Consider the following 24,055-nt stretch of genomic DNA (forward strand, 5'->3'; position numbering starts at 1 on the left):
CGCTGCGCAGCGCAGCGCGCGCGGATGCCGGGCCTCGCGGCCCGGCGCATCGATCAGGACTCGACGTCCTCGAGGCTGAAGATCTCGGTCTGGTCGTTGTACGAGAAGATCTCGCCGTAACGGCCCCAGTCGATCACCGCGTCGAGCGTTTCCTCGGCCGCGCCGTCCGACAGCGAATCCTCCAGCTCCTGCTCGAAGCGCACGCGCGGCGCGCGATGGCCCGGGCGCTCGTTCAGCACCTTCTTGATCCGCGCGGCGAGCGGCACGTGCTTCAGCAGGTGATCCGCGAACATCAGCTTGCGCTCCTGCGTGCCGAACTCGGCGAACACGCGCCCCGGCGGCGTCAGGAACACGTCGCCTTCCCGCACGTCCGCGAAACCGAGGTACTGCAGCACTTCGGCGATCGGGAACAGGTCGTCGACCTCGAGGTGCAGCGTGCGCGCGATTTCCGGCATGTCGGCGCGGCCGTGGTACGGCGCCATCGCGAGCGTTTCGATCAGGCCGGCCATCAGGTTGGTCGACACCTGCGGCAGCCAGCTGCCGAGTTCGAGCCCCTTCTTCGTCGCCTCGTTGGTCTGGCGCGCGGTCATCTTCGCGTAGATGTCGTCGACCAGCTTGCGGAACGCCGGGTCGAGCCGGTTGCGCGGGTGCTTGAACGGCACCTTGATCTCGGCGATCACGCGGCCCGGATTCGACGACAGCACGAGGATCCGGTCGCACATGAACACGGCTTCTTCAATGTTGTGCGTGACGATCAGCACCGACTTGATCGGCATCCGGCCCTGCGTCCACAGATCGAGCAGGTCGGTACGCAGCGTTTCGGCCGTCAGCACGTCGAGCGCCGAGAACGGTTCGTCCATCAGCAGGATCGTCGGGTCGACGACCAGCGCGCGCGCAAAACCCACGCGCTGGCGCATGCCGCCCGACAGCTCGCGCGGATACGCGTTCTCAAAACCGTCGAGGCCGATCAGGTCGATGGCCGCGAGCGCACGCTCGCGCCGCTCGCGTGCGCCGACACCGAGCGCCTCGAGGCCGGCTTCCACGTTCTGCAGCACGGTGAGCCACGGGAACAGCGCGAAGGTCTGGAACACCATCGCGACGCCTTCGGCCGGGCCGCTCAGCGGCTTGCCGAGATAGCTCACTTCACCGCCGGTCGGCTCGATCAGGCCGGCGATGATCCGCAGCAGCGTGGACTTGCCCGAGCCGGAACGGCCGAGCAGCCCGACGATCTCGCCTTCGCGCAGCGACAGGTTCGCGTCGTCGAGCACGAGCAGCTCGCCTTGCGTCTTGTTGAAGCCGCGGCAGACGTGATCGACGCGCAGGATTTCCTCGCCGAGGCGCGGTGGCTGGGACGTCTGGATGGGGGCGTTTACAGCATTCGGATTGTGCATCGCGTTTCGCTCTCAATCGGTCTCAGTCGAGCCGCAGCTTCGCTTCGGCAAAGGCATACAGCGGGCGCCACAGCAGGCGGTTGAACAGGGTGACGAACAGGGACATCACGGCGATGCCCAGGATGATCTTCGGGAAATCGCCGGCGGCGGTCGTCTGCGCGATGTAGGCGCCGAGGCCGTGCGCCTCGATCTTGGTGTTGCCCCACTGCACGGCTTCCGACACGATGCTCGCGTTCCATGCGCCGCCCGATGCGGTGATCGCGCCGGTCACGTAGTACGGGAAGATGCCGGGCAGGATCGCCTGCCGCCACCACTGCCAGCCACGAATGCGGAAGTTCGTCGCCGCTTCGCGATAGTCGTTCGGGTAGGACGTTGCACCGGCGATCACGTTGAACAGGATATACCACTGCGTGCCGAGCACGATCAGCGGCGACAGCCAGATATCGGCGTTCAGGTGGAAGCGCGCGATCACGATCACGAACACCGGGAACAGCAGGTTGGCCGGGAACGCGGCGAGGAACTGCGCGAGCGGCTGCAGCTTCTCGGCCAGCCTCGGGCGCAGCCCGACCCACACGCCGATCGGCACCCAGATCACCGACGCGATCGCGATCAGCACGACCACGCGCAGCAGCGTGATGAGCCCGAGCACGAACACGTGGCCGACCTCGGCCATCGTCACGCCGGACGACACGAAGGTGACGACGCGCCACACGATATAGGCCGTGCCGATCAGCACGAGGATCGCCCACGCGATGTCGACCGTGCGCGACGCCTTCTTCTCGACGCGCGGCAGCGCGAAGCGCATCGCGCCCGACAGCGGCAGGCGCAGCGGAATCCGCGCGGCCTTCGCGAAGAACCAGCCGGCCGGCACGAGCAGCTGATGGATCAGGCGCGTGCGGCGCACGAGGTCGAGCAGCCACGACTCCGGCGCGTTGCCCGAGCTCGTGTTCTCCATCCGGAATTTGTCGGCCCACGCGACGAGCGGGCGGAACAGGAACTGGTCGTACGCGAGGATCACGACCGTCATCGTGACGATCACCCAGCCGATCGCGCCGAGGTTCTTGTCCGAGATCGCCTGCGCGAGATACGCACCGATCCCCGGCAGCGTGATGGTCTGGTTACCGACGGTGATGGCCTCCGACGCGACGACGAAGAACCAGCCGCCCGACATCGACATCATCATGTTCCAGATCAGCCCCGGCATCGAGAACGGCACCTCGAGCTTCCAGAAGCGCTGCCAGGACGTCAGATGGAAGCTCCGCGACACCTCGTCGAGATCGCGCGGCACCGTGCGCAGCGACTGGTAGAAGCTGAACGTCATGTTCCACGCCTGGCTCGTGAAGATCGCGAAGATCGCCGCGAGCTCGGCGCCGAGCACGCGGCTCGGGAACAGCGCGAGGAAGAACGTGACGGTGAACGAGATGAAGCCGAGCACCGGCACCGACTGCAGGATGTCGAGGATCGGGATCAGCACCATGCCCGCGCGGCGGCTCTTGGCCGCGAGCGTGCCGTAGACGAGCGTGAACACGAGCGACGCGACCATCGCGGCGAGCATCCGCAGCGTGGTGCGCAACGCGTATTCGGGCAGGTTCGACGGGTCGAGCGAGATCTTCTGCGTCTGCAGGACACCGATCGGCGCCATCGTTTCGTGGAAACCGACGATTGCCATCGCCAGCAGGCAGATGATCAGCGGAAACGCGATGAAGTCCCACCGGTTCGGCAAAACGCGCCATGCGGACGCGTTGGCGGTCCGGTTCGGATTGAAGAATCCGACGTCCATCAGGCGCCCTCCCCGGTAAGGCCGAACGAAGCCGGCAGTCGATGTTGATTCATGGCAAAGCGCACGGGCGCGGTAATTCGATTGACTGACGATCTCGCGCAGGCGCGATGCGCCGTGCGTGCAAGCTGCTTCCCGCGCGGTCCCGGTCGAGTCGGCCCGCGACGGCACGACACTACACCAACCTGTATTTCAGGTACAACCGTCCGGGGACGGCCAGCCGGCGCACGGATCGTGCCCGGCGCGCGGGCGGACGGCGGGTGCGCGGTAGGAGCAGCCCGGCCGCAGTCCTTCGGCCGGCATGCAGGCCCGAATTATGCCGTGATCCGGCCCGGCCGTGAACCCGCCAGCCGCACGCGGGCGCAAACCGTGTCGGGCGTCAGCAGCCGGAAACGGCGAAGCGGGTATGATCGGGGCTAGCCCCCTGGGGATCGATCGACGAGCGGGAGGAAGGGAATGGCAGGAAACTTGGTGATCGTCTGCCGCGATCAGGATGCCGACGCGTTCTACGAACTGATGCAGGAGTATGGATCGTTCCAGACGCGGCTGTCGTCGACTGCGTGGTACCTGAACATGAACGTCGTGCCGGAATCGCTGCAGGAGGAAATCCTGGAGCGCCTCGGCCGATATACGACCGTGTACATCTTCGAGGCCACCACCGTGACCTACAACACGATCGACAGCAACGCAGCCGAGACGCTCGGCACGCTGTTCGGCGAATGATGCCGCGCGGCGCCCGTCCGGCCGGGCAGGCGCCGCATGCAACCCTTACGCAGCCTGTGCGTGGGGTTCGTCCTTCGGCACGACCTCGAACGGGAACGTCATCGCGACGCGCAGGCCGCCTTCCGGGCGGTTGCCGATGTCGCACGCCCCGCCCAGCCTGAGCACGAGCCGCTCGACGATCGCGAGCCCGAGCCCGCTGTGGCCATTGCCGCCGCGGGCCGGGTCGAGCCGCACGAACGGCCGCGTGGCGGCCGCGAGGTCGCGCGGCGCAATCCCGCCGCCGCTGTCGCTGACCGACAGCACATAGCCGGTCGGCGTGCGCGCCGTCTCGATCAGCACGGGCGGCGCGCCGTACGCATGCGCGTTGTCCAGCAGGTTCGACAGGATCCGGTCGAGCGTCGCCGTCGGCAGCCGGAAGCCCGGATCGGCATCGAGCCGCGTCTGGACCGTCGGCGCGTTCGGCGCGACCGCACGATAGCTGCGCGCGATCCGCTCGCACGCCTGGTCGACCGGCACCGGCTCGCTGCGGTCGGACCCGCCGTGCGCAAACACCAGAAACTGGTCGACGATGTGCGACATCGAGTCGACGTCGCGCACGACGCCGTCGCGCAACCGCGCGTCGTCCATCATTTCCGCACGCAGCCGCATCCGCGCCAGCGGCGTGCGCAGGTCGTGCGCGACGCCCGCCAGCATCACCGCGCGGTCGCTCTCGGCCTGCGACACCTGTTCCACCATCTGGTTAAAACCATGCGTGAGCTGGCGCAGCTCGCGCGGGCCGCGCTCGCGCAGCGGCGGCACCGGCTGCCCGCGGCCGAAGCGCGCGACCGCGCGCGCCAGCGAGCGCAACGGCTGCTGCAGCTGCCACGCCGCGAACAGCGCGGCGATCACGCCGGCCGAGAAGATCGTGCCGAGCCACAGCAGCATCCGGTCCAGCGAGCGCGGCGGCCGCAGCGGCTGCACGGGCACCACGATCCAGTTGCGGTCGGCCGGCTCCTTGACCCACAGCACGGGCGGATGGCCGGGCGCGCCGATCTCGACGCGCGTGCCGGGCGGCATCCGCTCGCTCACGTCGTCGCGGAACCGCTTGAGCGCCGCCGGCAGGTTCGACACGTCGTTCTTCGGCACGTCGGCGCTGTCCGGCGTCACGAGCCGCACGCGGGACGGCAAAGGCTGGTCGGGCGTGCGCTCGACGTGCTGGCGCACCGCATCGACCAGGAACGCGGCCTCTTCGACCGCGTAACGCGTCTGCATCTGGTTGCGCTCGAGCCGCATCGCGAAAAACCACGCGAAGTGCGACAGGAGCAGCACACCGACGACGAGCAGCGCCAGCCGCCCGAACAGTGAATCAATGGGTTTGCGCATGGGCCTCGCCGTCGGGCACGAATACGTAGCCGCGCCCGCGCACCGTCTGGATGAAACGTGGCGTCGACGGATCCGTTTCGAGGATGCGGCGCAGGCGCCACACCTGGACGTCGATGCCGCGGTCGGTGCCGTCGTACTCGGGCCCGTGCAGCAGCTCGAGCAGCCGCTCGCGCGTGAGCGTGCGCAGCGCATGGTTCACGAAGATCTTCAGCAGCGCGAATTCGCTGCTCGACAGCGTGGCCGGCTTGCCGTCGACCGACAGCGTGCGCGCCTGGAAGTCGAGCACGAAGCGGCCGAACGCAAACGGTTCGCGCTGTTCGGGCGCGGCCGCCGACGGGGTCGCGCGGCGGCGGCGCAGCACGGCCTGCACGCGCGCGAGCAACTCGCGCGGGTTGAACGGCTTGCCGAGGTAATCGTCCGCGCCGAGCTCGAGCCCGACGATCCGGTCGACGTCGTCCGCCCGCGCGGTCAGCATGATCACGGGAATGTCGTCGCCGGCCGCGCGCAACTGGCGCAGCGCGGTCAGGCCGTCCACGCCCGGCATCATCAGGTCCAGCACGATCAGGTCGGGGCGCTCGCGCTCGAGGCGTTTCTCGAGCGTCGCCGCGTCGTGCAGCACGGACACTTCCATCCCCTGGCGCACGAGATAGTCGCGCAGCAGGTCTCGGAGTTCTTGGTCGTCGTCGACGATGAGGATCTGGGTAGTCATGGCTCGAAGTTTACCGCGCGAGGGCGGGGTCAAAGAACGAAACAAAGGGACGAAAGGGTTACTGCGGGTTACCGCGCAAGGGAACTGTAATGCACCGTAACCGGGCCACCTCCCCGCGTAACACCGGCCGGGGCCTGCATCGCTAACCTCCGTCTTACCGGATGCGGTACGCGGCTTTCCAAATACCGCATCGCCGGACCCTTTGGATACAAGGAGTTTCTGAAATGTATAAGAAGACTTCCCGCGTGGCCATCGCGGCCGCCACTGTGCTCGCTCTCGCATTCGGCACCGCGCATGCCGCGCAGCCCAACGACATGCCGCCGCCGGGCGGCCCCGGCGCCCACCAGATGCACGGGCACGACGGCGGCCCGTTCGGCGTGATCATGAAGCTGCACGACCAGTTGAAGCTCAACGCGTCGCAGGAACAGCAATGGCAGACGGCCATCAACACGATGAAGCAGAACCGTGAAGCGATGCGCAAGAGCCACGAGCAGATGGGCGAACAGTTCAAGGCGCAGCAGAACCAGCCGATCCTCGACCTGAACGCGATGCACGCCGCACGCCAGCAGGCCGAGCAGCAGAACGCGCAACTGCGCGAGCAGACGTCCACCGCCTGGCTCGCGTTCTACAACGGGCTGAACGACCAGCAGAAGACCACGGTCAGCACGGCGCTGAAGCAGCAGTTCGCGAAGATGGCACAGCGTCACGAGAAGATGAAGGAACGCTGGGAGCAGCATCGCGCGGCCAAGGCCGCGTCGGCGCCGGCGCAGTAAGCCGGCCGGCCGCTCCCCGGAGCGGCGCCGAAGGGGACGCGGGCGGGTGCTCGCGTCCCTTTTTTTACTTCAGGCGACGTCGAACAGCAGCACCTCGGCCGCACGGCCGCGCGCGAACGCAACCGCGTCCACGCCGCCGATCCGCGCGCCGTCGCCGGCGGCCAGCGCGTGGCCATTGACCTCGACGTCGCCGCGCACCACGTGCACATAGGCGCTGCGCCCGGCCGGCAGGTCGAACGCCGCCGCCTCGCCACCGTCGATCAGCCCCGCGAAAATGCGAGCGTCCGCACGCATCGACAGCGCACCGTCGCCGCCGTCCGGCGCCGCGACCAGCCGCAGCCGGCCGCGTTTCTCGTCGTCGGCGAAGCGCCGTTCCTCATAGCCGGGCCGCCCGCCCCGCTCGGCCGGCTGCAGCCAGATCTGCAGCAGATGCAGCGGCCGGTCGCGCGACGCGTTGGTTTCGCTGTGCATGAGCCCCGTGCCGGCGCTCAACCGCTGGATGCCGCCGGCCCGGACGATCGCGCCGCAGCCAAGGCTGTCGCGGTGCGCGAGCGTGCCGTCCAGCACATAGGTGACGATCTCCACGTCGCGGCGCGGCTGCATTCCGAAGCCGCGCGTCGGCGCGATCAGGTCCTCGCTCAGCACGTGCAGTGCACCGACCGGTGGATGCGCATTTGCGGCGCGGCCGGCGGGCGCAAAGCTGTGACGCGACTCGAGCCAGCCGTGGCGCGTGTGGCAGCGGTCTTCGGCGCGGCGGATCTGGAACATGGGGCGGACACTCCGGGAGGCGGGTTCTCTTTGCGGGTTTACCTCCACTGTAGGGGGGCGCCGATGGCGCCACAATCCGCCACCGGCGCACCGCATCGTTGCAATCACGCGCCCAATTACCGGAATACTCGTTGCGAATACCACGATTGCCGCAACAGCCGAATCGAAGAGTCGAAGAATCGATCGATCGCGCCGGATTGCCGTTTTCCGGGTATCGCGTTCGGGTAAAATACCGCCCTTTTGGCGATCGCCCTTTCGGCGGCCGCCATCGCCAGAGCGCCGATCGGCGAATTTTGGCCGTCTAGAATACGCCGCGGTGCCCGGTCCGACCGGCCGCGCGCGCCCCGGAAAGTCAGCAACAGAAGGATGGAAATGAAGAAGGCCGCCCTGTGCGCCGCCCTCGCCCTCGTGGCGGGCAGCGCCTTCGCGAAGGAGTGGAAGACCGTGCGGATCGGTGTCGATGCCAGCTACCCGCCGTTCGAGTCGACCGCACCGAGCGGCGAGATCGTCGGTTTCGACGTCGATCTCACCAAGGAGATCTGCAAGCGGATCAACGTGAAATGCGTGTGGGTGGCGCAGGATCTCGACGGGATCATTCCGGCGCTGAAGGCGAAGAAGTACGACGTCATCGTGTCGTCGCTGACCGTCACGGACAAGCGCCGCGAGCAGATCGACTTCTCCGACAAGGTGTACGACGCACCGGCGCGGATGATCGCGAAGACCGGCTCGCCGCTGCTGCCGACGGTCGCGTCGCTGAAGGGCAAGCGCGTCGGCGTCGAGCAGGGCTCGACGCAGGAAACCTACGCGAAGGCGTACTGGGAACCGCAGGGCGTGACGATCATTCCTTACCAGAACCAGGATCAGGTCTATGCCGATCTCGGCTCGGGCCGTCTCGACGCGACGCTGCAGGACGAGTTGCAGGCCGACTACGGCTTCCTGCGCACGCCGCGCGGCAAGGGCTTCGCGTTCGCCGGGCCGGAAGTGAAGGATCCGAAGACGATCGGCGACGGCACCGCGATCGGCGTGCGCAAGGACGATACGGACCTGAAGCTCAAGATCAACCAGGCGCTGGCCGACATGCACAAGGACGGCACGTACGACCGGCTGTCGCACAAGTATTTCTCGTTCAGCGTCTATTCGGCCCGCTGAGCGCCGACCTTGAGAAGCAACGGATGCGGGGGCGGCCCCGCGTCCGGGCAGTAAAAGCAGTCAACCACGCGCCGCCCGCCCCCTTGCCCGCCGCTCGCGCGACGGGCTGGCCCGGCATCGTTGCCGGGGCGGACGGTCATGATACGCACGGGGCGTTCCGCGCAGCTTGGCGGGCGCGTCTTTCGCGGCGCACCGCGTGCGCCGTCAAGGACCACATATGTTTCTACAAGGTTACGGCCCGCTGATCCTCGCAGGCACCTGGCAAACCGTCAAACTGGCGGTGCTTTCGCTTGCGCTGTCGTTCCTGCTGGGTCTGCTCGGCGCGGGTGCGAAGCTGTCGCGCAACCGCGTGACGCACGGCATCGGCACCGTCTACACGACGCTGATCCGCGGCGTACCCGACCTCGTGCTGATGCTGCTGCTGTTCTACAGCCTGCAGATCTGGCTGAACATGGCGACCGACGCACTCGGCTGGGACCAGATCGACATCGACCCGTTCCTCGCCGGCGTGCTCGTGCTCGGCTTCATCTACGGCGCGTACTTCACCGAGACGTTCCGCGGCGCGTTCCTGTCGGTGCCGCGCGGCCAGCTCGAGGCCGGCAGTGCATACGGGATGACGAACTGGCAGGTGTTCACGCGGATCATGTTCCCGCAGATGATGCGCTTCGCGCTGCCGGGCATCGGCAACAACTGGCAGGTGCTCGTGAAGTCGACCGCGCTCGTGTCGATCATCGGCCTGGCCGACGTCGTGAAGGCGTCGCAGGACGCCGGCAAGGGCACGCTGCGGTTCTTCTTCTTCACGCTGATCGCGGGAGCGGTCTACCTCGCCATCACGACGATCTCGAACTTCGTGCTGATGTGGCTCGAAAAGCGCTACTCGACCGGTGTCCGCAAGGCTGACCTATGATCGAACTCATCCAAGAATACTGGCGCAACTATCTCTTCACCGACGGCTACCGCATCACCGGCGTCGCGATCACGCTGTGGCTGCTCGTCGTGTCGATCGGCCTCGGCTTCTGCCTGTCGGTGCCGCTCGCGGTCGCGCGCGTGTCGAAGCGGAAGTGGCTGTCGAGCGCCGTGTGGCTCTACACATACGTGTTCCGCGGCACGCCGCTCTACGTGCAGCTGCTGCTCTGCTACACGGGCCTCTACAGCCTCCAGGTCGTGCGCGGCACGCCGCTGCTCGATGCGTTCTTCCGGGACGGGATGCACTGCACGCTGCTCGCGTTCACGCTGAACACCTGCGCGTACACCACCGAGATCTTCGCGGGCGCGATCAAGGCGACGTCGTACGGCGAGATCGAAGCCGCGCGCGCGTACGGGATGACGCCGTTCACGATGTATCGCCGCGTGATCCTGCCGTCGGCGCTGCGCCGCGCGCTGCCGCTGTACAGCAACGAGGTGATCCTGATGCTGCACGCGACGACGGTGGCCTTCACCGCGACCGTGCCGGACATCCTGAAGATCGCCCGCGACGTGAACTCGGCGACCTACATGTCGTTCCACGCGTTCGGCATCGCCGCCCTGCTCTACCTCGTGATCTCGTTCACGCTCGTGTGGCTGTTCCGCCAGGCCGAGCGCCGCTGGCTCGCGTATCTGCGCCCGCAAGGCAAGTAAGTTTTCGCAGGACTATTGATGAATTCCCAGACTCAAAAGCTTTTCGTCGACGATCTGCACAAGCGGTACGGCGACAACGAGGTGCTCAAGGGCGTGTCGCTGAAGGCGAACTCGGGCGACGTGATCAGCGTGATCGGCTCGTCCGGCTCCGGCAAGAGCACGATGCTGCGTTGTATCAACTTCCTCGAGCAGCCGAATGCCGGCCGCATCGTCGTCGACGGCGAGGAAGTGCACACGAAAGCGGACAAGACCGGCGCGCTCCGCGCGGCCGATCCGAAACAGCTTCAGCGCGTGCGCACCAAGCTCTCGATGGTGTTCCAGCACTTCAACCTCTGGTCGCACATGAACGTGATCGAGAACGTGATGGAAGCGCCCGTGAACGTGCTCGGCATCCCGAAGAAGGAAGCCGAGGATCGCGCACGCGAGTATCTCGAGAAAGTCGGCCTCGCACCGCGCGTCGAGAAGCAGTATCCGTCGCACCTGTCGGGCGGCCAGCAGCAGCGCGTGGCGATTGCGCGCGCGCTCGCGATGCATCCGGACGTGATGCTGTTCGACGAGCCGACGTCGGCGCTCGACCCGGAACTGGTGGGCGAAGTGCTGAAGGTGATGCAGAAGCTCGCCGAGGAAGGCCGTACGATGATCGTCGTCACGCACGAGATGGGCTTTGCGCGCAACGTGTCGAACCACGTGATGTTCCTGCACCAGGGGCGCGTCGAGGAAGAAGGCGTGCCGGCCGAGGTGTTTGCCAACCCGAAGAGCGAACGCCTGCGCGGGTTCCTGTCGGGCAGCCTCAAGTAACGCACGACACGCACGACGTGCGAACGGGCGCCCCGCGGCGCCCGTTTTGCGTTTACGCGGCGCTCGCCGGCACGCTGTCGGCGAACGCGCGCAACGCGTCGCCCGTGAGCCGGTAACGCACCCACTCGCTCTGCGGCGCGGCGCCGACGCTCTCGTAGAAGCGGATTGCCGGCTCGTTCCAGTCGAGCACGCTCCATTCGAACCGCCCGCAACCCGACTCGACCGCGATCCGCGCGAGCGTCTTCAGCAGCCGCAGCCCGGCGCCCGCGCCACGAAAGCGCGGCGACACGTACAGATCCTCGAGATACAGCCCCTGCCGGGCGAGCCAGGTCGAATACGAGAAGAAATACACAGCGAAGCCGGCCGGCTCGCCGTCGACCTCGCACACCAGCGCACGTGCCGGCGATCCCTCGCCGAACAGGCTGCGCTCGAGCGACGCGGGCGTCGCGACCACTTCATGCTCCGCCTTCTCGTAGACGGCCAGCTCGGTAATGAAACGCAGGATCAGCGGCACGTCGGCGACGGTGGCGGAACGGATGTCGATTTGCACGGGTTGAGCCCTCCTCCGGCCCGGATTCGAAACGGCAGGCGCCGCCGCGCAACCGCGCTGGCGCCCATCAGACCGTCATGCTACGTTCACGCGGTGCCTGCAGGAAGTGCAGTTTCTTCATCCAGACCTGAACATGATGCATCCCGACCTGCGCCGTCTCGACCTGAACCTGCTGCTCGTGTTCGACGCGCTGTACCGCCACCGGTCGGTCGCCGCGGCCGCGCACGAGCTCGCGATGAGCCCGTCCGCGCTGAGCCACGCGCTTGCGCGGCTGCGCGACGCGATCGGCGACGCGCTGTTCGTGCGGCTCGGCAACGAGATGCAGCCGACCGTGCGCGCCGACGATATCGCCACGTGGGCCGGCGACGCGCTCGACGCGATGTCGAAGGGGCTCGCCCGCGCGCGGCGCTTCGATCCCGCGCAAAGCGACCGCACGTTCGTGTTCGCCGCGACCGACTACACGGCGTTCGCCGTGCTGCCGGCGTTCGTTGCGCGCATTCAGCACGTCGCGCCGCGGCTGCGGATTCGCGTCGTCCATTCCGACCGGAAGATTTCCGTCGACGAGCTCGCGGCCGGCCGCATCGATTTTGCGCTCGGCTATCACGAGGAATCGGCAGCCGACGCGCCGGGGATCGAGGATTTCGACTGGTTCTCCGACGACTACGTCGTGATCGCGAGCGCCGCGCATCCCGACATCCGCCGGCGACTGACGCTCGACCAGTACCTGGCGGCACGCCACGTGGTCGTCACGCCGTGGAACGAATCGCGCGGCGTCGTCGACTACGTGCTCGACCGGCTCGGCCTCGCCCGGCAGGTCGCCGTGCAGCTGCCGACCGTGCTCGCCGCCCCGTTCGTGATCGCGGAATCCGCACTCCTGATGACCGTGCCGAACCGGGCCGCGCAGGCGCTGCGGCACGCGGCGCCGATCCGCATCTTCCCCGCGCCGTTCGAGATCCCGCGCTACACGGTGAAGGTCTACTCGCACGCGAAGCATGCGCGCACCGATGCGCACCGCTGGATTCGCGCGCAGTTGCTCGACGCACGGCCGAGCCCCGGCTGAAACCCGGCGCGCGTTGCAGGACGGGCGTTGCAGGCCTTGGAAAGCGGCCGCAACCGGCCGCCGATTCATTACGAATTACTTACCAATTTCGCATCTTTCGCGCTTACGCCCACGCTTTTGCAACGTCAATAGTGGCAATCCTTGACCCATGCTCGAAAAATTCGTGTCTCCCTTATGGGACAAGGGTTTTCCGGTAGTTGCGAACCCTAGGCGCACCTGTTGCGCACTGTGTTGCATGGCAATTTGGCGACAGGTGTTAGTCAAACAACGATTTCCGTCGCCACAAAATTGTATTTTTGCTAAATTAGTAACCAAAGTAGCAAAACGAAGTTCGTGAAATGTAGTTTAGCTTCACGACACTACAAGGAGACCCCGCAGGCCGACCCGGCTGTGCGCGGGACCGCTCAACGGCATTTCCGTCCGCTTGCCCGCGTGCTGCGCTTACCGGCCCTGCACGAGGTCTCCCTGGTTATCCCGCTTTTGCCCGGCGCTCGTCGCTCCGGGCATCTCGTGCAGTTCTGGGTTGACTTTTTGACAGGGTATGGAGGAGACGATGAAGAAAGCTTTGGTCGCGGCCGCGCTGATGGCTGCTGGGGTGGTGACGGCGCACGCGCAGAGCAGCGTCACGCTGTATGGCCGCCTGGATGCAGGCATCGAGTACATGAACGGCCTGCAGAACGGCCACCAAGTGCGCGCGGAAAGCGGCGACTGGGGCACGAGCCTGTGGGGCTTGAAGGGTAGCGAGGACATCGGCGGCGGCAACAAGGTCCTGTTCCACCTCGAAGGCGCGTTCAACACGATGACCGGCGGCTTCAGCGGCTCGATCTGGGATCGTTTTGCGACGGTCGGCATCTCGAACGACCACTACGGTACGCTGCTGTTGGGTCGTGAGCTCGCGATCGCCAACGGCGTGTGGGACTTCGACCCGTTCGGCCAGTCGGCCTGGTCGACCGCATCGCTCGTCCGCGGCCGCAACTGGAACAAGACCAGCAACAACGTGTCGTACCAGTCGCCGCAGTTTTACGGCCTCGACTTCTACGGCCAGTTCTCGTTCTCGAACTCGACCAGCTTCAACGGCAACACGACGGCCGGCCAACCGGGCCGCGCAATGGGCGGTCAGGTCACCTATACGAACTCGCTGTTCCAGTTGCGCGGCATCTACGACGAAACGCGCGACAGCAACGGCCGCTTCTCGGACGTGTTCAACTACTCGCGTGAATACTTCGCGGGCGTGAACGTGTTCCTGGGCCAGTTCAAGGTGCAGGCGGCCTACCAGGCATCGCGCGCGGACGGCAGCGGCGGCCCGGCAGTGAACGCCGGCGTCACCGGCACCCAGCAGGTCTGGGGCGGCGTGACGTGGCAGGCAACGCCGGCAGCGGCGCTGATCGCAGCCGTGTATCACGTGAACGCGAACCATGGCGGCGGCAACGCGAACATCTACACGATCGGCGGCTCGTACAACATCTCGAAGCGCACGCTGTTCGACCTGCAGGCTGCGACGGTGCGCAACAGCTCGTCGGCCAACTTCGGCCTGAACGCGAACGGCGCAGGCACGGCCGTGTCGACGGGCAACCCGCATCCGGGCGGCAGCCAGACCGGCGTCTACGCCGGCATCCAGCACCTGTTCTGATCGGGCGCTGCCGGACAACGATTCGACAACACTTTCCACGCTGCTGCGAGAGGCGCGTATCGGTGCGGTACCCAACCGGGTATCGCACCGTTTTTTATTGGCGGGCGGGCTTGGTGCTCAGGGCCCGCTGCCGAATGCGGCGCTCAGACGGCCGCTTCGTTCTCTTCGCCGGTGCGGATGCGGATCACGCGCTCGACGTCCGACACGAAGATCTTGCCGTCGCCGATCTTGCCGGTGCGTGCCGCGCCGATCACCGCGTCGATCACCTGGTCGACCTGCGCTTCCGCGACAACGACCTCGATCTTCATCTTCGGCAGGAAGTCGACGACATACTCGGCGCCGCGATACAGCTCGGTATGCCCCTTCTGGCGGCCGAAGCCCTTCACTTCCGTCACGGTCAGGCCCGTGAGACCCACTTCGGCGAGCGCTTCGCGGACTTCGTCCAGCTTGAACGGCTTGATGATGGCGGTGATGCGTTTCATGGTGGTTGTCCCCCAATGCTCGTATGGATGAAAAATCGCGATCCCGATTGTAAGCCTGCGAGCCGCGTACGGCTCGACACGGCTCAATCGAGACGCTCGGTAAAACGTGACGTGATCGGGTAGCGCCAGTCGCGCCCGAATGCGCGATGCGTGACGCGAATGCCGATCGGCGCCTGACGGCGCTTGTATTCGTTGATCTTGATGAGCCGCGTCACGCGTTCGACGTCGGCTTGCGCATAACCGGCCGCGACGATCTCGGCGAGCGGCCGGTCTTCTTCCATGTACATCCGCATGATCGCGTCGAGCACGTCGTACGGCGGCAGGCTGTCCTGGTCGGTCTGGTTCTCGCGCAGCTCGGCCGACGGCGCGCGCGTCAGGATCCGCTCGGGAATCACGTCGCGCAGCGTGTAGTCGGCCGTTTCGTTGCGATAGCGGCAGAGCCGGTACACGAGCGTCTTCGCGATGTCCTTGATCACCGCGAAACCGCCGGCCATGTCGCCGTACAGCGTGCAGTAGCCGACCGCCATCTCGCTCTTGTTGCCGGTCGTCAGCACGATCGAACCGAACTTGTTCGACAGCGCCATCAGCAGCGTGCCGCGGATGCGCGCCTGGATATTCTCCTCGGTCGCGTCTTCCGCACGGCCCGCGAACTCGCCCGCGAGCGACGCGCGGAACACGTCGAACATCGGCGCGATCGCGATCTCGTCGTAGCGCACGCCGACGCGCCGCGCCATCTCCGCCGCGTCGGTGGTCGAGATGTCGGCCGTGAAGCGCGACGGCATCATCACCGCGCGCACGCGCTCGGGCCCGAGCGCATCGCACGCGACGGCCAGCACCAGCGCCGAATCGACGCCGCCCGACAGCCCGATCAGCGCGCCGGGAAAACCGTTCTTGCCGATGTAGTCGCGCACGCCCGTGACGAGCGCGCGGTACACCTGTGCATCCGTCGACAGCTCGCGCGCGATCGTGCCGGGCAACGGCCGCGCGCCGTCGAACTCGACGATCGCGTGCCCTTCGTCGAACTGCGGCATCTTCGCGACGAGCGCACCCTGCGCGTCGAGCACGAACGAGCCGCCGTCGAACACGAGCTCGTCCTGGCCGCCGACGAGGTTCACGTACACCATCGGCAACCCGGTCTCGCGGATCCGCGCGCGCAGGATGTCGAAGCGCACCGCTTCCTTGTTCATGTGATACGGCGAGCCGTTCGGGATCAGCAGCACCTGCGCGCCGGCCGCCTTCGCGATCTGCGCGGCCGATGCATGCCACGCGTCCTCGCAGATGATCACGCCGTATTTCACGCCGTTCAGCTCGAACACGAGTGGCTCGGCGTCCGTCGCGAAATAACGCTTCTCGTCGAACACCTCGGCGTTGGGCAGATCCTGCTTGCGGTAGGTGCCGACGATCTCGCCGCCGACGATCAGCGACACCGCGTTGAAGGTGTCGGTGGGCGGCACGCCGCGCTCGATCGGGCGGTTTGCATTACCATCGACGGCTGGCGCGCGGGAAGCGTCGCCCGGCGGATCGCCGCCCGCGCCGCGCAACGGATGGCCGACCAGCACCGCGAGCCCGTCGAACGCCTTCAGCGCATCGGCGAGCGCGTCGAGCGCGGCGGCCGCCGCCGCGTAGAACGCGGGCCGCAGCAGCAGGTCTTCCGGCGGATAGCCGGACAGCGCGAGTTCCGGCGCGACCATCAGCTGCGCACCATCGTTGTGCGCGGCGCGCGCGGCCGCGACGATCCGTGCGACGTTGCCGGCGAAATCGCCGACGGTGACGTTGATCTGGGCGAGAGCGAGTCGGGTCTTCATGACGGGATCGGCGCAGCCCGGCGGCGCGCCCTGAACGGCTGACGAAATCGTCCCGGGCGCGGGCCACGGCGGCACGCGTCCGGCAACATCCAACGTACGGATTCACGCTTGAAACACGAACGCATCGATTATCGCACGGGCATCCTGTCGTCCCCCGCGGAGGTGCCGGCCGACGAATGGAACGCGCTGCTCGCGCGCGACGCGCAGCCGACGCCGTTCCTGCGCCACGAATTCCTCGACGCGCTGCACGTCGCGCGCTGCGCGGTCGACGACACCGGCTGGTCGCCGCACTTCGTCACGCTGACCGACGCGCGCACAGGCCGCCTCGCGGCCGCCGCGCCCGTCTACGCGAAGCAGCATTCGTACGGCGAATACGTGTTCGACTGGGCGTGGGCCGACGCGTACCAGCGCAACGACCTGCCCTACTACCCGAAGCTGCTGTGCGCGGTGCCGTTCACGCCCGTGCAGGGCACGCGCCTGCTCGCGGCCGACGACGACGCGCGCCGCCGGCTCGCGGCCACGCTGCTCGCGTTCGCCGAGCAGAGCGACGTGTCGTCGCTGCACGTGCTGTTCCCCACCGGCGACGAAGCGCGGCTCCTCGAATCGATGGGGATGATGCTGCGCGAAGGCGTGCAGTTCCACTGGATCAACGACGGTTACCGCCACTTCGACGATTTCCTCGCCACGCTCGAGCAGAAGAAGCGCAAGAACATCCGTGCGGAACGGCGCAAGGTGCACGACGCGGGCGTGACGTTCCGGCGGCTCACCGGCGACCGGATCAGCGACGCCGACTGGCGCTTCTTCTCGCGCTGCTACCGGCAGACCTACCGCGAACACTTTTCGAGCCCGTACCTGAACCTCGACTTCTTCCGCGCGATCGGCGCGACGATGCCCGAGAACCTGCTGCTCGTGATCGCGGAAGCCGACGGAAAGCCGATCGCGAGCGCGCTCGCCGTCTACCGGCGCGGCGAGCACGGCGGCGGCACGCTGTACGGCCGCTACTGGGGGGCGATCGAGCACGTGCCCTGCCTTCATTTCGAAACGGCCTACTACCAGTTGCTCGAATTCTGCATCGAGGCCGGGCTCGACACGTTCGAAGGCGGCGCGCAAGGCGAGCACAAGCTCGCGCGCGGTTTCCTGCCGACCGTCACGCACTCCGCGCACTGGCTCGCGCACCCGGCGTTCTCGGACGCGGTCGCGCGCTTTCTCGAGCGCGAGACCGAGCATATCCACGCGTACGTCGACGAATTGCGCGAACACGATCCGTTCCGGCGCGGCACCGAGTAGTGGCCGACGCCGCGCCGCTTCTGCGACGGACACGGCGCCGGTGGCGTTGACGCACGCGTTTTCTGAGACACTGGCGGCTTCGCATCCCGCCGCCCTGCCATGTCCTGGTTTCTGTATCTGATCGAATGCGCCGACGACAGCGTCTACACGGGCATCACGACCGACGTTGCCGCGCGCTTCGACGAGCACGCCGCCGGCAAGGGCGCGCGCTACACGCGCTCGCGCAAGCCGCGCGCGGTGCTCGCATCGTTTCCGCTGCCCGACCGGTCGAGCGCGTCGCGCGCCGAATACTGGGTGAAGCGACTCACGCCCGTGCAGAAGCGTGAGCTGGCGGCCGGGTTGCGTACGCTGGAATCGGTGCTGCCGGTCGTGGTGACGCTCGACGAGAGCGGCGAAGCAGCGGGTTTGCAGGCGGGCACGCGTGGGCGGAAGAAGGCGAAAGCAAAGACGGAGAACGCTGAGAGCGCGACGAAGACGGCGGAAACGGAAAAGACTGCCGGGAAGAGCGCGAAGACCGGCAACGCCAAGAAAGCCGTCAAACCCGCGAAGACCGCGAAAACCAAACAAGCCGACAAAGCGCCCAAGGCGGCCAAAGCCGCGCCGGTCGCGAAACGCGCAAAGACCGACGGAGGGGATGCGGTCGCGAAAAAGACCGCGTCGCGCGGCACACCGGCAAAAAAAGACAAGCAGTCCGCATCCCCTGCGTCGAAAAGGAAAGCACCGGCCGTTGCCGGAAAGCCCGTCGCAAACGGGCGCGACAACGACGCTTCCGCGCCGGCCCGCGATCGTCCGTCGACCAGGAAAGCCGACGAAGCCACCGCGATCTCCGCTGCTCCTCGCCGCGCCAAACGCACGCAGGGCGCTAAGGACGCGCCAACCACTACCGCCCCACCCGCTTCCACTTCCGCACGCAAGAAAACCGCGCGCGCAAAACAAAACCGCGCGGCCTCCTGAGGAGACACGCGCGGTTTGCGTTTCGCACGAACCGGCCGTCGGGCCGGCACGCTGCTTACTTCTTGTAGTTCGCGGCGCCGTCGGTGATTTCCTTGTGCGCGGCTTCGATGCCGGCCCAGCCTTCGACCTTCACCCACTTGCCCTTCTCGAGCGCCTTGTATTGCTCGAAGAAGTGCTTGATCTGGTCCTTCAGGTACTCGGGCACGTCGTCGATCGACTTCAGGTTCGCCGTCATCGGGCAGACCTTGTCGTGCGGCACCGCGACCAGCTTCGCATCGACGCCCGACTCATCGGTCATCTGCAGCATGCCCAGCACGCGCGAACGCACGATCGAGCCGGCCAGCAGCGGGAACGGCGTGATCACCAGCACGTCGACCGGATCGCCGTCGCCCGACAGCGTCTGCGGGATGTAGCCGTAGTTCACCGGATAGCGCATGCCCGTGCCGATGAAGCGGTCGACGACGAGGAGACCCAGCTCCTTGTCCGCCTCATACTTCACCGGATCGCTTTGGGCGGGAATCTCGATGATCACGTTGAAATCTTGCGGCAGGTCCTTGCCGGCCGGAACATGATTGAAGCTCATGAGCGCTCTCTGTAGGTCGATGGGAATTCGGGACAGGGCGCCGCGACCGATGCAGCGCCGCGGGCGTCCCCCAAGGGAATGCGCCATTATAGCCAATCGACCGGTGGCATCCGGGTGACGATCGGCGCGATAATCGGTTCCGGATGTCCGGCCGTCGAACGACAGGCGGCGTTGCATGACGACAGGAGCAGGCATGGAAGAAGCTAAGCACTTCATCGCAGGCGAATGGACGTTGCCCGCGCAACTGGAAACGATCGCGGTCGTCGATCCGTCCGACGGCCAGCCGTTCGCGACGATCGCGCGCGGCACCGCGCCCGACATCGAGCGCGCGGTCGCCGCGGCCCGCGACGCATTCGCGGGCGCATGGGGCGCCGCGAGCGCCGCCGAGCGCGGCCGCGTGCTGATGCGGCTATCCGCGCGCGTGACCGATTCGCTGGAGGAACTCGCGGCGATCGAGGCGCGCGACACCGGCAAGCCGCTGAAGCAGGCGCGCGCCGACGCAGCCGCGCTCGCGCGCTACTTCGAGTTCTACGCGGGCGCCGCCGACAAGCTGCACGGCGAAACCCTTCCCTATCAAGCCGGCTACACGGTGCTGACGGTGCGCGAACCGCACGGCGTCACCGGTCACATCGTGCCGTGGAACTACCCGATGCAGATCTTCGGGCGCAGCGTCGGCGCGGCGCTCGCGGCCGGCAACGCGTGCGTCGTCAAGCCGGCCGAGGATGCGTGCCTGTCGGTGCTGCGCGTCGCCGAGCTGGCCGCCGAGGCCGGGCTGCCGGCCGGCGCGCTCAACATCGTCACCGGCTACGGCCATGAAGCCGGCGCCGCGCTCGCGCGCCATCCGGGCATCGACCACATCTCGTTTACGGGCTCGCCGGCCACCGGCAAGCTGGTCACGCAGATGGCAGCCGAGAACCACGTGCCCGTCACGCTCGAACTCGGCGGCAAGTCGCCGCAGATCGTGTTCGCCGATGCCGATCTCGAAGCGGCGCTGCCGGTGCTCGTATCGGCGATCGTGCAGAACGGCGGGCAGACCTGCTCGGCCGGCAGCCGCGTGCTGATCGAGCGCGCGGTCTACGAGCCGCTCGTCGAACGGCTCGCCACCGCGTTCAACGGGCTGCGCGTCGGCCCGAGCCGCGCCGATCTCGACTGCGGCCCGCTGATCAACGCGAAACAGCAGCAGCGCGTGTGGGATTTCCTGTCCGACGCGCAGCACGACGGCATTCCGATGGCCGCGCACGGGCAGGTCGTCGCCGACGCGCCCGAAAGCGGCTTCTACCAGGCACCCGCGCTGTTGCGCGACGTGCCGCCGTCGCACCGGCTCGCGCAGGAGGAAGTGTTCGGCCCGGTGCTCGCCGCGATGCGTTTCGTCGACGAAGACGAAGCCGTCGAACTCGCGAACGGCACGCCGTACGGCCTCGTCGCGGGCATCTGGACGCGCGATGGCGCACGTCAGATGCGTCTCGCGCGACGCCTGCGCGCGGGCCAGGTGTTCATCAACAACTACGGCGCGGGCGGCGGCGTCGAACTGCCGTTCGGCGGCGTCGGCCACTCAGGCCATGGCCGCGAGAAAGGCTTCGAGGCGCTGTACGGTTTCACCGCGCTGAAGACGATCGCGATCCGGCACGGCTGAACGCGCGGCACGCGAAACGCGGCCGGCAGCAGCCGGCCGCCTGTCGATACACGACGACTCTCATCACCAGCACAGGAGACACACCATGCGGTTGAGCGGCAAGACGGCCATCGTCACGGGCGGCGGCTCGGGTTTCGGCGAAGGCATCGCGAAGACTTATGCGCGCGAAGGCGCGAACGTCGTCGTCAACGANACACACCATGCGGTTGAGCGGCAAGACGGCCATCGTCACGGGCGGCGGCTCGGGTTTCGGCGAAGGCATCGCGAAGACTTATGCGCGCGAAGGCGCGAACGTCGTCGTCAACGACCTGAACGGCGCAGCAGCCGAGCGCGTCGCGAGCGAGATCGCGCTCGCGGGTGGCAAGGCGATCGCGGTGGCCGGCGACGTGTCGAAGGACGACGACTGGCGCGCGCTGCTGCAGGCCGCGCTCGACGATTTCCATTCGGTGCAGATCGTCGTGAACAACGCGGGCACCACGCACCGCAACAAACCGGTGCTCGACGTCACGGAAGCGGAATTCGACCGCGTGTACGCCGTCAACATGAAGAGCCTGTTCTGGTGCGTGCAGACCTTCGTTCCGTACTTCCGCGAACAGGGCGGCGGCGTGTTCGTGAACGTCGCGTCGACGGCCGGCGTGCGGCCGCGCCCGGGCCTCGTCTGGTACAACAGCACGAAGGGCGCGATGATTACCGCGAGCAAGTCGCTCGCGGCCGAGCTCGGCGCCGACCGCATCCGCGTGAACTGCATCAATCCCGTGCTCGGAGAAACGGCGCTGATGACCGAGTTCATGGGCTGCGAGGACACGCCCGACAACCGCCGCCGCTTCCTCGCGACGATCCCGCTCGGCCGCTTCTCGACGCCGCAAGACATCGCCAACGCAGCGCTTTACCTGGCATCCGACGAGGCCGAATTCATCACGGGCGTCTGCCTTGAAGTCGACGGCGGACGCTGCATCTAGCTACACCTGGCTGTTCGCGCGCCGCGCCGGGATTCACCGGTCGGCACCCCGTCCACGCATTGCTTCGCACGAAACCGGATCGGGCGCCGATGCGCCGGCTCCGGCCAACCACAAATAGACAGGAGACAACATGGCAACATCGACGCAGTCGCTGCCGGGTTCGTCCGGCGCATTCGAGGAAGCAACCTACCGCAAGGTGTCGTGGCGGCTCACGCCGCTCCTGCTGCTGTGCTACGTGGTCGCGTATCTCGACCGCGTGAACGTCGGGTTCGCGAAGCTGCAGATGGCGAGCGACCTGAACCTGAGCGACACCGTCTACGGGCTCGGTGCCGGGATCTTCTTCTTCGGCTACTTCCTGTTCGAGGTGCCGAGCAACATCATCCTGCACAAGGTCGGCGCGCGCCTGTGGATCGCGCGGATCATGGCGACGTGGGGCGTGATCTCGATCCTGACGATGTTCGTCACGACGCCCACGATGTTCTATGTGATGCGCTTCCTGCTCGGCGTCGCCGAAGCCGGCTTCTTCCCCGGCGTGATCCTCTACCTCACGTACTGGTATCCCGCGCACCGGCGCGGCCGGATGACGACCTTCTTCATGACGGCCGTCGCGCTGTCCGGCGTGATCGGCGGGCCGCTCTCGGGCTTCATCCTGAAGGCGTTCGACGGCATCAGCGGGTGGCACGGCTGGCAATGGCTGTTCCTGCTCGAAGGCATCCCGTCGGTGCTCGTCGGCGTGGTCGTGTTCCTCAAGCTCGACGACCGGATCGCGAAGGCGAACTGGCTGACCGACGAGGAAAAGGCGCTGCTCGCGCGCAACGTCGAAGCGGAGGAAGCGACGAAGCAGGACCTGCCGCTCGGCGCCGTGCTGGCCAGCCCGCGCGTGTTGCTGATGGCGCTCATCTACTTCTCGTTCGTGATGGGGCTCTACGGCGTCGGCTTCTGGCTGCCGACCATCATCAAGGCGACGGGCGTCACCGACACGGTTGCGATCGGCCTGCTGTCGGCGATTCCGTATGCGGCCGCGGTGGTCGCGATGATCCTGATCGCGCGCAGCGCGGACAAGCACCGCGAACGCCGCTGGCACCTCGCGATTCCCGCCGCGATCGGCGCGGTCGGGCTCGTGCTGTCGGTGATCTGGGCGCATCAGACTGCGCTCGCGATGCTCGGCCTCACGCTCGCGACGATCGGCATCCTGACCACGCTGCCGCTGTTCTGGAGCCTGCCGACCGCGTTCCTCGGCGGTGCGGCCGCCGCGGCCGGCATCGCGATGATCAACTCGATCGGCAACCTCGCGGGCTTCCTGAGCCCCTACCTGATGGGCTGGCTCAAGCAGGCGACGGGCGCCAACGACGCGGGCATGTATATGCTCGCGGGATTCCTCGTGCTTGGCGGGCTGCTCGCGCTGTCGGTGCCGAAGCAGCTCGTGGACAAGTGACGCACCGCACCCAATGATCATCTCGACGGAGCCAACAGGCATGCACCACCGAATCATTGAAGCAGCCGGCACCCGCGTGCTGGTCCGGGATACGTCCGCCCAGGTCTTGCAGCGGGAAAGCGATGCGCTGGACCTCGTCGCGCTCGCGCACGAACATGAAGTCGACTGGATCGCGGTCCCCGCCGACGCGCTGCACGACGATTTCTACCGGCTCGAAAGCGGACTCGCGGGCGCGATGCTGCAGAAATTCGTCAACTACGGCTTGCGACTCGGCGTGATCGGCGACATCGACCGCTGGGTCGCGCGCAGCGAAGCGTTCCACGCTCTCGTGCGCGAATCCAATCGCGGGCGGTCGGTGTGGTTCGTCGCGTCCGAAGACGACCTTTTGCGCAAGCTCGACGCGTAGCGATACTGCACGCGGCGTATCGCATCCATCGCCCGATGCCGGCCGACCGCCGGCAGCAGGATAAAAAAAGTCCCGAAGGCCGGATGGCGTTTGAACTGACCCCACGAAGTTGGACAGTTAAAGGCTAGGCGCCGAGGGGCTGAGTCCTGTATTGCACGGGACTCAGCCCTTTCAGTTTGAGCTTGATACGTTCGTGGTTGTAGT

Annotated in this window: 24 protein-coding genes; 14 read left to right on the forward strand and 10 right to left on the reverse strand. The window is 67.0% G+C overall.

What is annotated here, in order from left to right:
* Positions 1 to 53: 53 nt before the first annotated feature.
* Together ACTRWB_RS34555 and ACTRWB_RS34560 are read right to left on the reverse strand one after the other, a co-directional pair.
* Positions 54 to 1,391, reverse strand: coding sequence for an ABC transporter ATP-binding protein (locus ACTRWB_RS34555; RefSeq protein ID WP_048249194.1), 1,338 nt, complete (start codon positions 1,389 to 1,391; stop codon positions 54 to 56).
* 22 nt (positions 1,392 to 1,413) lie between these two features.
* Positions 1,414 to 3,171 (reverse strand): ABC transporter permease, encoded by a 1,758-nt coding sequence (locus ACTRWB_RS34560; protein WP_129512698.1) that lies wholly within the window; start codon positions 3,169 to 3,171, stop codon positions 1,414 to 1,416.
* Between the two features lie 453 nt (positions 3,172 to 3,624).
* Between ACTRWB_RS34560 and ACTRWB_RS34565 the strand changes: the two genes are divergently transcribed.
* Complete coding sequence (locus ACTRWB_RS34565; protein ID WP_011545926.1) at positions 3,625 to 3,891, forward strand: double-stranded DNA-specific endonuclease; 267 nt, start codon at positions 3,625 to 3,627, stop codon at positions 3,889 to 3,891.
* Between the two features lie 45 nt (positions 3,892 to 3,936).
* Here ACTRWB_RS34565 and ACTRWB_RS34570 read toward each other — a convergent pair whose 3' ends face one another.
* Both ACTRWB_RS34570 and ACTRWB_RS34575 read right to left on the reverse strand, forming a co-directional pair.
* Complete coding sequence (locus ACTRWB_RS34570; RefSeq protein WP_446904510.1) at positions 3,937 to 5,253, reverse strand: ATP-binding protein; 1,317 nt, start codon at positions 5,251 to 5,253, stop codon at positions 3,937 to 3,939.
* A complete protein-coding gene (locus tag ACTRWB_RS34575) occupies positions 5,237 to 5,962 on the reverse strand; it encodes a response regulator (RefSeq protein ID WP_009693256.1) in 726 nt (241 codons plus the stop codon). Before ACTRWB_RS34575 ends, ACTRWB_RS34570 begins: the two co-directional genes overlap by 17 nt.
* 224 nt (positions 5,963 to 6,186) lie before the next feature.
* Here ACTRWB_RS34575 and ACTRWB_RS34580 point away from each other — a divergent pair, with 224 nt between their 5' ends.
* On the forward strand, positions 6,187 to 6,735 hold the full coding sequence (locus ACTRWB_RS34580; protein ID WP_343493642.1) for a periplasmic heavy metal sensor: 549 nt from the start codon (positions 6,187 to 6,189) through the stop codon (positions 6,733 to 6,735).
* Between the two features lie 69 nt (positions 6,736 to 6,804).
* Here the strand turns inward: ACTRWB_RS34580 and ACTRWB_RS34585 are convergent, their stop codons facing one another.
* Positions 6,805 to 7,503, reverse strand: coding sequence for a pirin family protein (locus ACTRWB_RS34585; RefSeq protein ID WP_193098833.1), 699 nt, complete (start codon positions 7,501 to 7,503; stop codon positions 6,805 to 6,807).
* Positions 7,504 to 7,875: 372 nt separating this feature from the next.
* On the opposite strand from ACTRWB_RS34585, the gene ACTRWB_RS34590 reads away from it, so the two are divergent.
* The 4 genes from ACTRWB_RS34590 (at position 7,876) to ACTRWB_RS34605 (ending at position 11,067) form a co-directional block, all read left to right on the forward strand.
* The gene (locus tag ACTRWB_RS34590; RefSeq protein WP_048249409.1) at positions 7,876 to 8,652 is read left to right on the forward strand and encodes an ABC transporter substrate-binding protein; all 777 of its coding nucleotides are present in this window, start codon (positions 7,876 to 7,878) and stop codon (positions 8,650 to 8,652) included.
* A 217-nt stretch (positions 8,653 to 8,869) separates the two neighbouring features.
* Positions 8,870 to 9,559, forward strand: coding sequence for an ABC transporter permease (locus ACTRWB_RS34595; RefSeq protein WP_129512701.1), 690 nt, complete (start codon positions 8,870 to 8,872; stop codon positions 9,557 to 9,559).
* Entirely contained in the window at positions 9,556 to 10,269 is a 714-nt protein-coding gene (locus tag ACTRWB_RS34600; protein WP_129512702.1) for an ABC transporter permease, read from the forward strand. Before ACTRWB_RS34595 ends, ACTRWB_RS34600 begins: the two co-directional genes overlap by 4 nt.
* A gap of 18 nt (positions 10,270 to 10,287) precedes the next feature.
* Positions 10,288 to 11,067, forward strand: a complete 780-nt coding sequence (locus ACTRWB_RS34605) for an ABC transporter ATP-binding protein (protein WP_129512703.1) — start codon at positions 10,288 to 10,290, stop codon at positions 11,065 to 11,067.
* A 52-nt stretch (positions 11,068 to 11,119) separates the two neighbouring features.
* On the opposite strand, the gene ACTRWB_RS34610 is transcribed toward ACTRWB_RS34605, so the two are convergent.
* The gene (locus ACTRWB_RS34610; RefSeq protein ID WP_446904511.1) at positions 11,120 to 11,617 is read right to left on the reverse strand and encodes an N-acetyltransferase family protein; all 498 of its coding nucleotides are present in this window, start codon (positions 11,615 to 11,617) and stop codon (positions 11,120 to 11,122) included.
* Between the two features lie 133 nt (positions 11,618 to 11,750).
* Between ACTRWB_RS34610 and ACTRWB_RS34615 the strand changes: the two genes are divergently transcribed.
* Positions 11,751 to 12,677, forward strand: a complete 927-nt coding sequence (locus ACTRWB_RS34615) for a LysR family transcriptional regulator (RefSeq protein ID WP_446904512.1) — start codon at positions 11,751 to 11,753, stop codon at positions 12,675 to 12,677.
* Between the two features lie 553 nt (positions 12,678 to 13,230).
* A complete protein-coding gene (locus tag ACTRWB_RS34620) occupies positions 13,231 to 14,307 on the forward strand; it encodes a porin (RefSeq protein ID WP_446904513.1) in 1,077 nt (358 codons plus the stop codon).
* 143 nt (positions 14,308 to 14,450) lie between these two features.
* On the opposite strand, the gene ACTRWB_RS34625 is transcribed toward ACTRWB_RS34620, so the two are convergent.
* Positions 14,451 to 14,789, reverse strand: coding sequence for a P-II family nitrogen regulator (locus tag ACTRWB_RS34625; protein ID WP_006398637.1), 339 nt, complete (start codon positions 14,787 to 14,789; stop codon positions 14,451 to 14,453).
* Between the two features lie 83 nt (positions 14,790 to 14,872).
* On the reverse strand, positions 14,873 to 16,594 hold the full coding sequence (locus ACTRWB_RS34630; protein ID WP_446904514.1) for an NAD+ synthase: 1,722 nt from the start codon (positions 16,592 to 16,594) through the stop codon (positions 14,873 to 14,875).
* Between the two features lie 108 nt (positions 16,595 to 16,702).
* On the opposite strand from ACTRWB_RS34630, the gene ACTRWB_RS34635 reads away from it, so the two are divergent.
* A complete protein-coding gene (locus tag ACTRWB_RS34635; RefSeq protein WP_446904515.1) occupies positions 16,703 to 17,881 on the forward strand; it encodes a GNAT family N-acetyltransferase in 1,179 nt (392 codons plus the stop codon).
* Positions 17,882 to 17,980: 99 nt separating this feature from the next.
* The gene (locus ACTRWB_RS34640; RefSeq protein ID WP_446904516.1) at positions 17,981 to 18,835 is read left to right on the forward strand and encodes a GIY-YIG nuclease family protein; all 855 of its coding nucleotides are present in this window, start codon (positions 17,981 to 17,983) and stop codon (positions 18,833 to 18,835) included.
* Positions 18,836 to 18,890: 55 nt separating this feature from the next.
* Here ACTRWB_RS34640 and ppa read toward each other — a convergent pair whose 3' ends face one another.
* Positions 18,891 to 19,418 carry an inorganic diphosphatase gene (ppa, locus tag ACTRWB_RS34645; protein WP_011352863.1) on the reverse strand — a complete coding sequence of 176 codons (528 nt, stop codon included), beginning with the start codon at positions 19,416 to 19,418 and terminating at the stop codon, positions 18,891 to 18,893.
* A 193-nt stretch (positions 19,419 to 19,611) separates the two neighbouring features.
* On the opposite strand from ppa, the gene ACTRWB_RS34650 reads away from it, so the two are divergent.
* The 4 genes from ACTRWB_RS34650 (at position 19,612) to ACTRWB_RS34665 (ending at position 23,851) form a co-directional block, all read left to right on the forward strand.
* Complete coding sequence (locus ACTRWB_RS34650) at positions 19,612 to 21,051, forward strand: aldehyde dehydrogenase family protein (RefSeq protein ID WP_412023217.1); 1,440 nt, start codon at positions 19,612 to 19,614, stop codon at positions 21,049 to 21,051.
* A gap of 200 nt (positions 21,052 to 21,251) precedes the next feature.
* Positions 21,252 to 22,010 (forward strand): SDR family oxidoreductase, encoded by a 759-nt coding sequence (locus ACTRWB_RS34655; protein ID WP_129512711.1) that lies wholly within the window; start codon positions 21,252 to 21,254, stop codon positions 22,008 to 22,010.
* Between the two features lie 130 nt (positions 22,011 to 22,140).
* Entirely contained in the window at positions 22,141 to 23,445 is a 1,305-nt protein-coding gene (locus tag ACTRWB_RS34660; RefSeq protein ID WP_446904517.1) for an MFS transporter, read from the forward strand.
* Between the two features lie 40 nt (positions 23,446 to 23,485).
* Positions 23,486 to 23,851 carry a DUF4180 domain-containing protein gene (locus ACTRWB_RS34665; RefSeq protein ID WP_048249178.1) on the forward strand — a complete coding sequence of 122 codons (366 nt, stop codon included), beginning with the start codon at positions 23,486 to 23,488 and terminating at the stop codon, positions 23,849 to 23,851.
* A 124-nt stretch (positions 23,852 to 23,975) separates the two neighbouring features.
* Here ACTRWB_RS34665 and ACTRWB_RS34670 read toward each other — a convergent pair.
* Positions 23,976 to 24,055 (reverse strand): IS3 family transposase (locus ACTRWB_RS34670; RefSeq protein WP_275905657.1); only part of this gene is annotated, 80 nt, incomplete at its 5' end.

It is taken from the genome of Burkholderia sp. YIM B11467, from assembly GCF_052952715.1.

What these genes read in the sequence shown, in the direction of transcription:
- ACTRWB_RS34565 (WP_011545926.1), top strand. Translation starts at nt 3,625, where the DNA reads ATGGCAGGAAACTTGGTGATCGTCTGCCGCGATCAGGATGCCGACGCG.
- ACTRWB_RS34560 (WP_129512698.1), bottom strand. Translation starts at nt 3,171, where the DNA reads ATGGACGTCGGATTCTTCAATCCGAACCGGACCGCCAACGCGTCCGCA.
- ACTRWB_RS34650 (WP_412023217.1), top strand. Translation starts at nt 19,612, where the DNA reads ATGGAAGAAGCTAAGCACTTCATCGCAGGCGAATGGACGTTGCCCGCG.
- ACTRWB_RS34655 (WP_129512711.1), top strand. Translation starts at nt 21,252, where the DNA reads ATGCGGTTGAGCGGCAAGACGGCCATCGTCACGGGCGGCGGCTCGGGT.
- ACTRWB_RS34625 (WP_006398637.1), bottom strand. Translation starts at nt 14,789, where the DNA reads ATGAAACGCATCACCGCCATCATCAAGCCGTTCAAGCTGGACGAAGTC.
- ACTRWB_RS34595 (WP_129512701.1), top strand. Translation starts at nt 8,870, where the DNA reads ATGTTTCTACAAGGTTACGGCCCGCTGATCCTCGCAGGCACCTGGCAA.
- ppa (WP_011352863.1), bottom strand. Translation starts at nt 19,418, where the DNA reads ATGAGCTTCAATCATGTTCCGGCCGGCAAGGACCTGCCGCAAGATTTC.
- ACTRWB_RS34570 (WP_446904510.1), bottom strand. Translation starts at nt 5,253, where the DNA reads ATGCGCAAACCCATTGATTCACTGTTCGGGCGGCTGGCGCTGCTCGTC.
- ACTRWB_RS34575 (WP_009693256.1), bottom strand. Translation starts at nt 5,962, where the DNA reads ATGACTACCCAGATCCTCATCGTCGACGACGACCAAGAACTCCGAGAC.
- ACTRWB_RS34620 (WP_446904513.1), top strand. Translation starts at nt 13,231, where the DNA reads ATGAAGAAAGCTTTGGTCGCGGCCGCGCTGATGGCTGCTGGGGTGGTG.
- ACTRWB_RS34600 (WP_129512702.1), top strand. Translation starts at nt 9,556, where the DNA reads ATGATCGAACTCATCCAAGAATACTGGCGCAACTATCTCTTCACCGAC.
- ACTRWB_RS34665 (WP_048249178.1), top strand. Translation starts at nt 23,486, where the DNA reads ATGCACCACCGAATCATTGAAGCAGCCGGCACCCGCGTGCTGGTCCGG.
- ACTRWB_RS34590 (WP_048249409.1), top strand. Translation starts at nt 7,876, where the DNA reads ATGAAGAAGGCCGCCCTGTGCGCCGCCCTCGCCCTCGTGGCGGGCAGC.
- ACTRWB_RS34555 (WP_048249194.1), bottom strand. Translation starts at nt 1,391, where the DNA reads ATGCACAATCCGAATGCTGTAAACGCCCCCATCCAGACGTCCCAGCCA.
- ACTRWB_RS34605 (WP_129512703.1), top strand. Translation starts at nt 10,288, where the DNA reads ATGAATTCCCAGACTCAAAAGCTTTTCGTCGACGATCTGCACAAGCGG.
- ACTRWB_RS34660 (WP_446904517.1), top strand. Translation starts at nt 22,141, where the DNA reads ATGGCAACATCGACGCAGTCGCTGCCGGGTTCGTCCGGCGCATTCGAG.
- ACTRWB_RS34585 (WP_193098833.1), bottom strand. Translation starts at nt 7,503, where the DNA reads ATGTTCCAGATCCGCCGCGCCGAAGACCGCTGCCACACGCGCCACGGC.
- ACTRWB_RS34580 (WP_343493642.1), top strand. Translation starts at nt 6,187, where the DNA reads ATGTATAAGAAGACTTCCCGCGTGGCCATCGCGGCCGCCACTGTGCTC.
- ACTRWB_RS34630 (WP_446904514.1), bottom strand. Translation starts at nt 16,594, where the DNA reads ATGAAGACCCGACTCGCTCTCGCCCAGATCAACGTCACCGTCGGCGAT.
- ACTRWB_RS34615 (WP_446904512.1), top strand. Translation starts at nt 11,751, where the DNA reads ATGATGCATCCCGACCTGCGCCGTCTCGACCTGAACCTGCTGCTCGTG.
- ACTRWB_RS34640 (WP_446904516.1), top strand. Translation starts at nt 17,981, where the DNA reads ATGTCCTGGTTTCTGTATCTGATCGAATGCGCCGACGACAGCGTCTAC.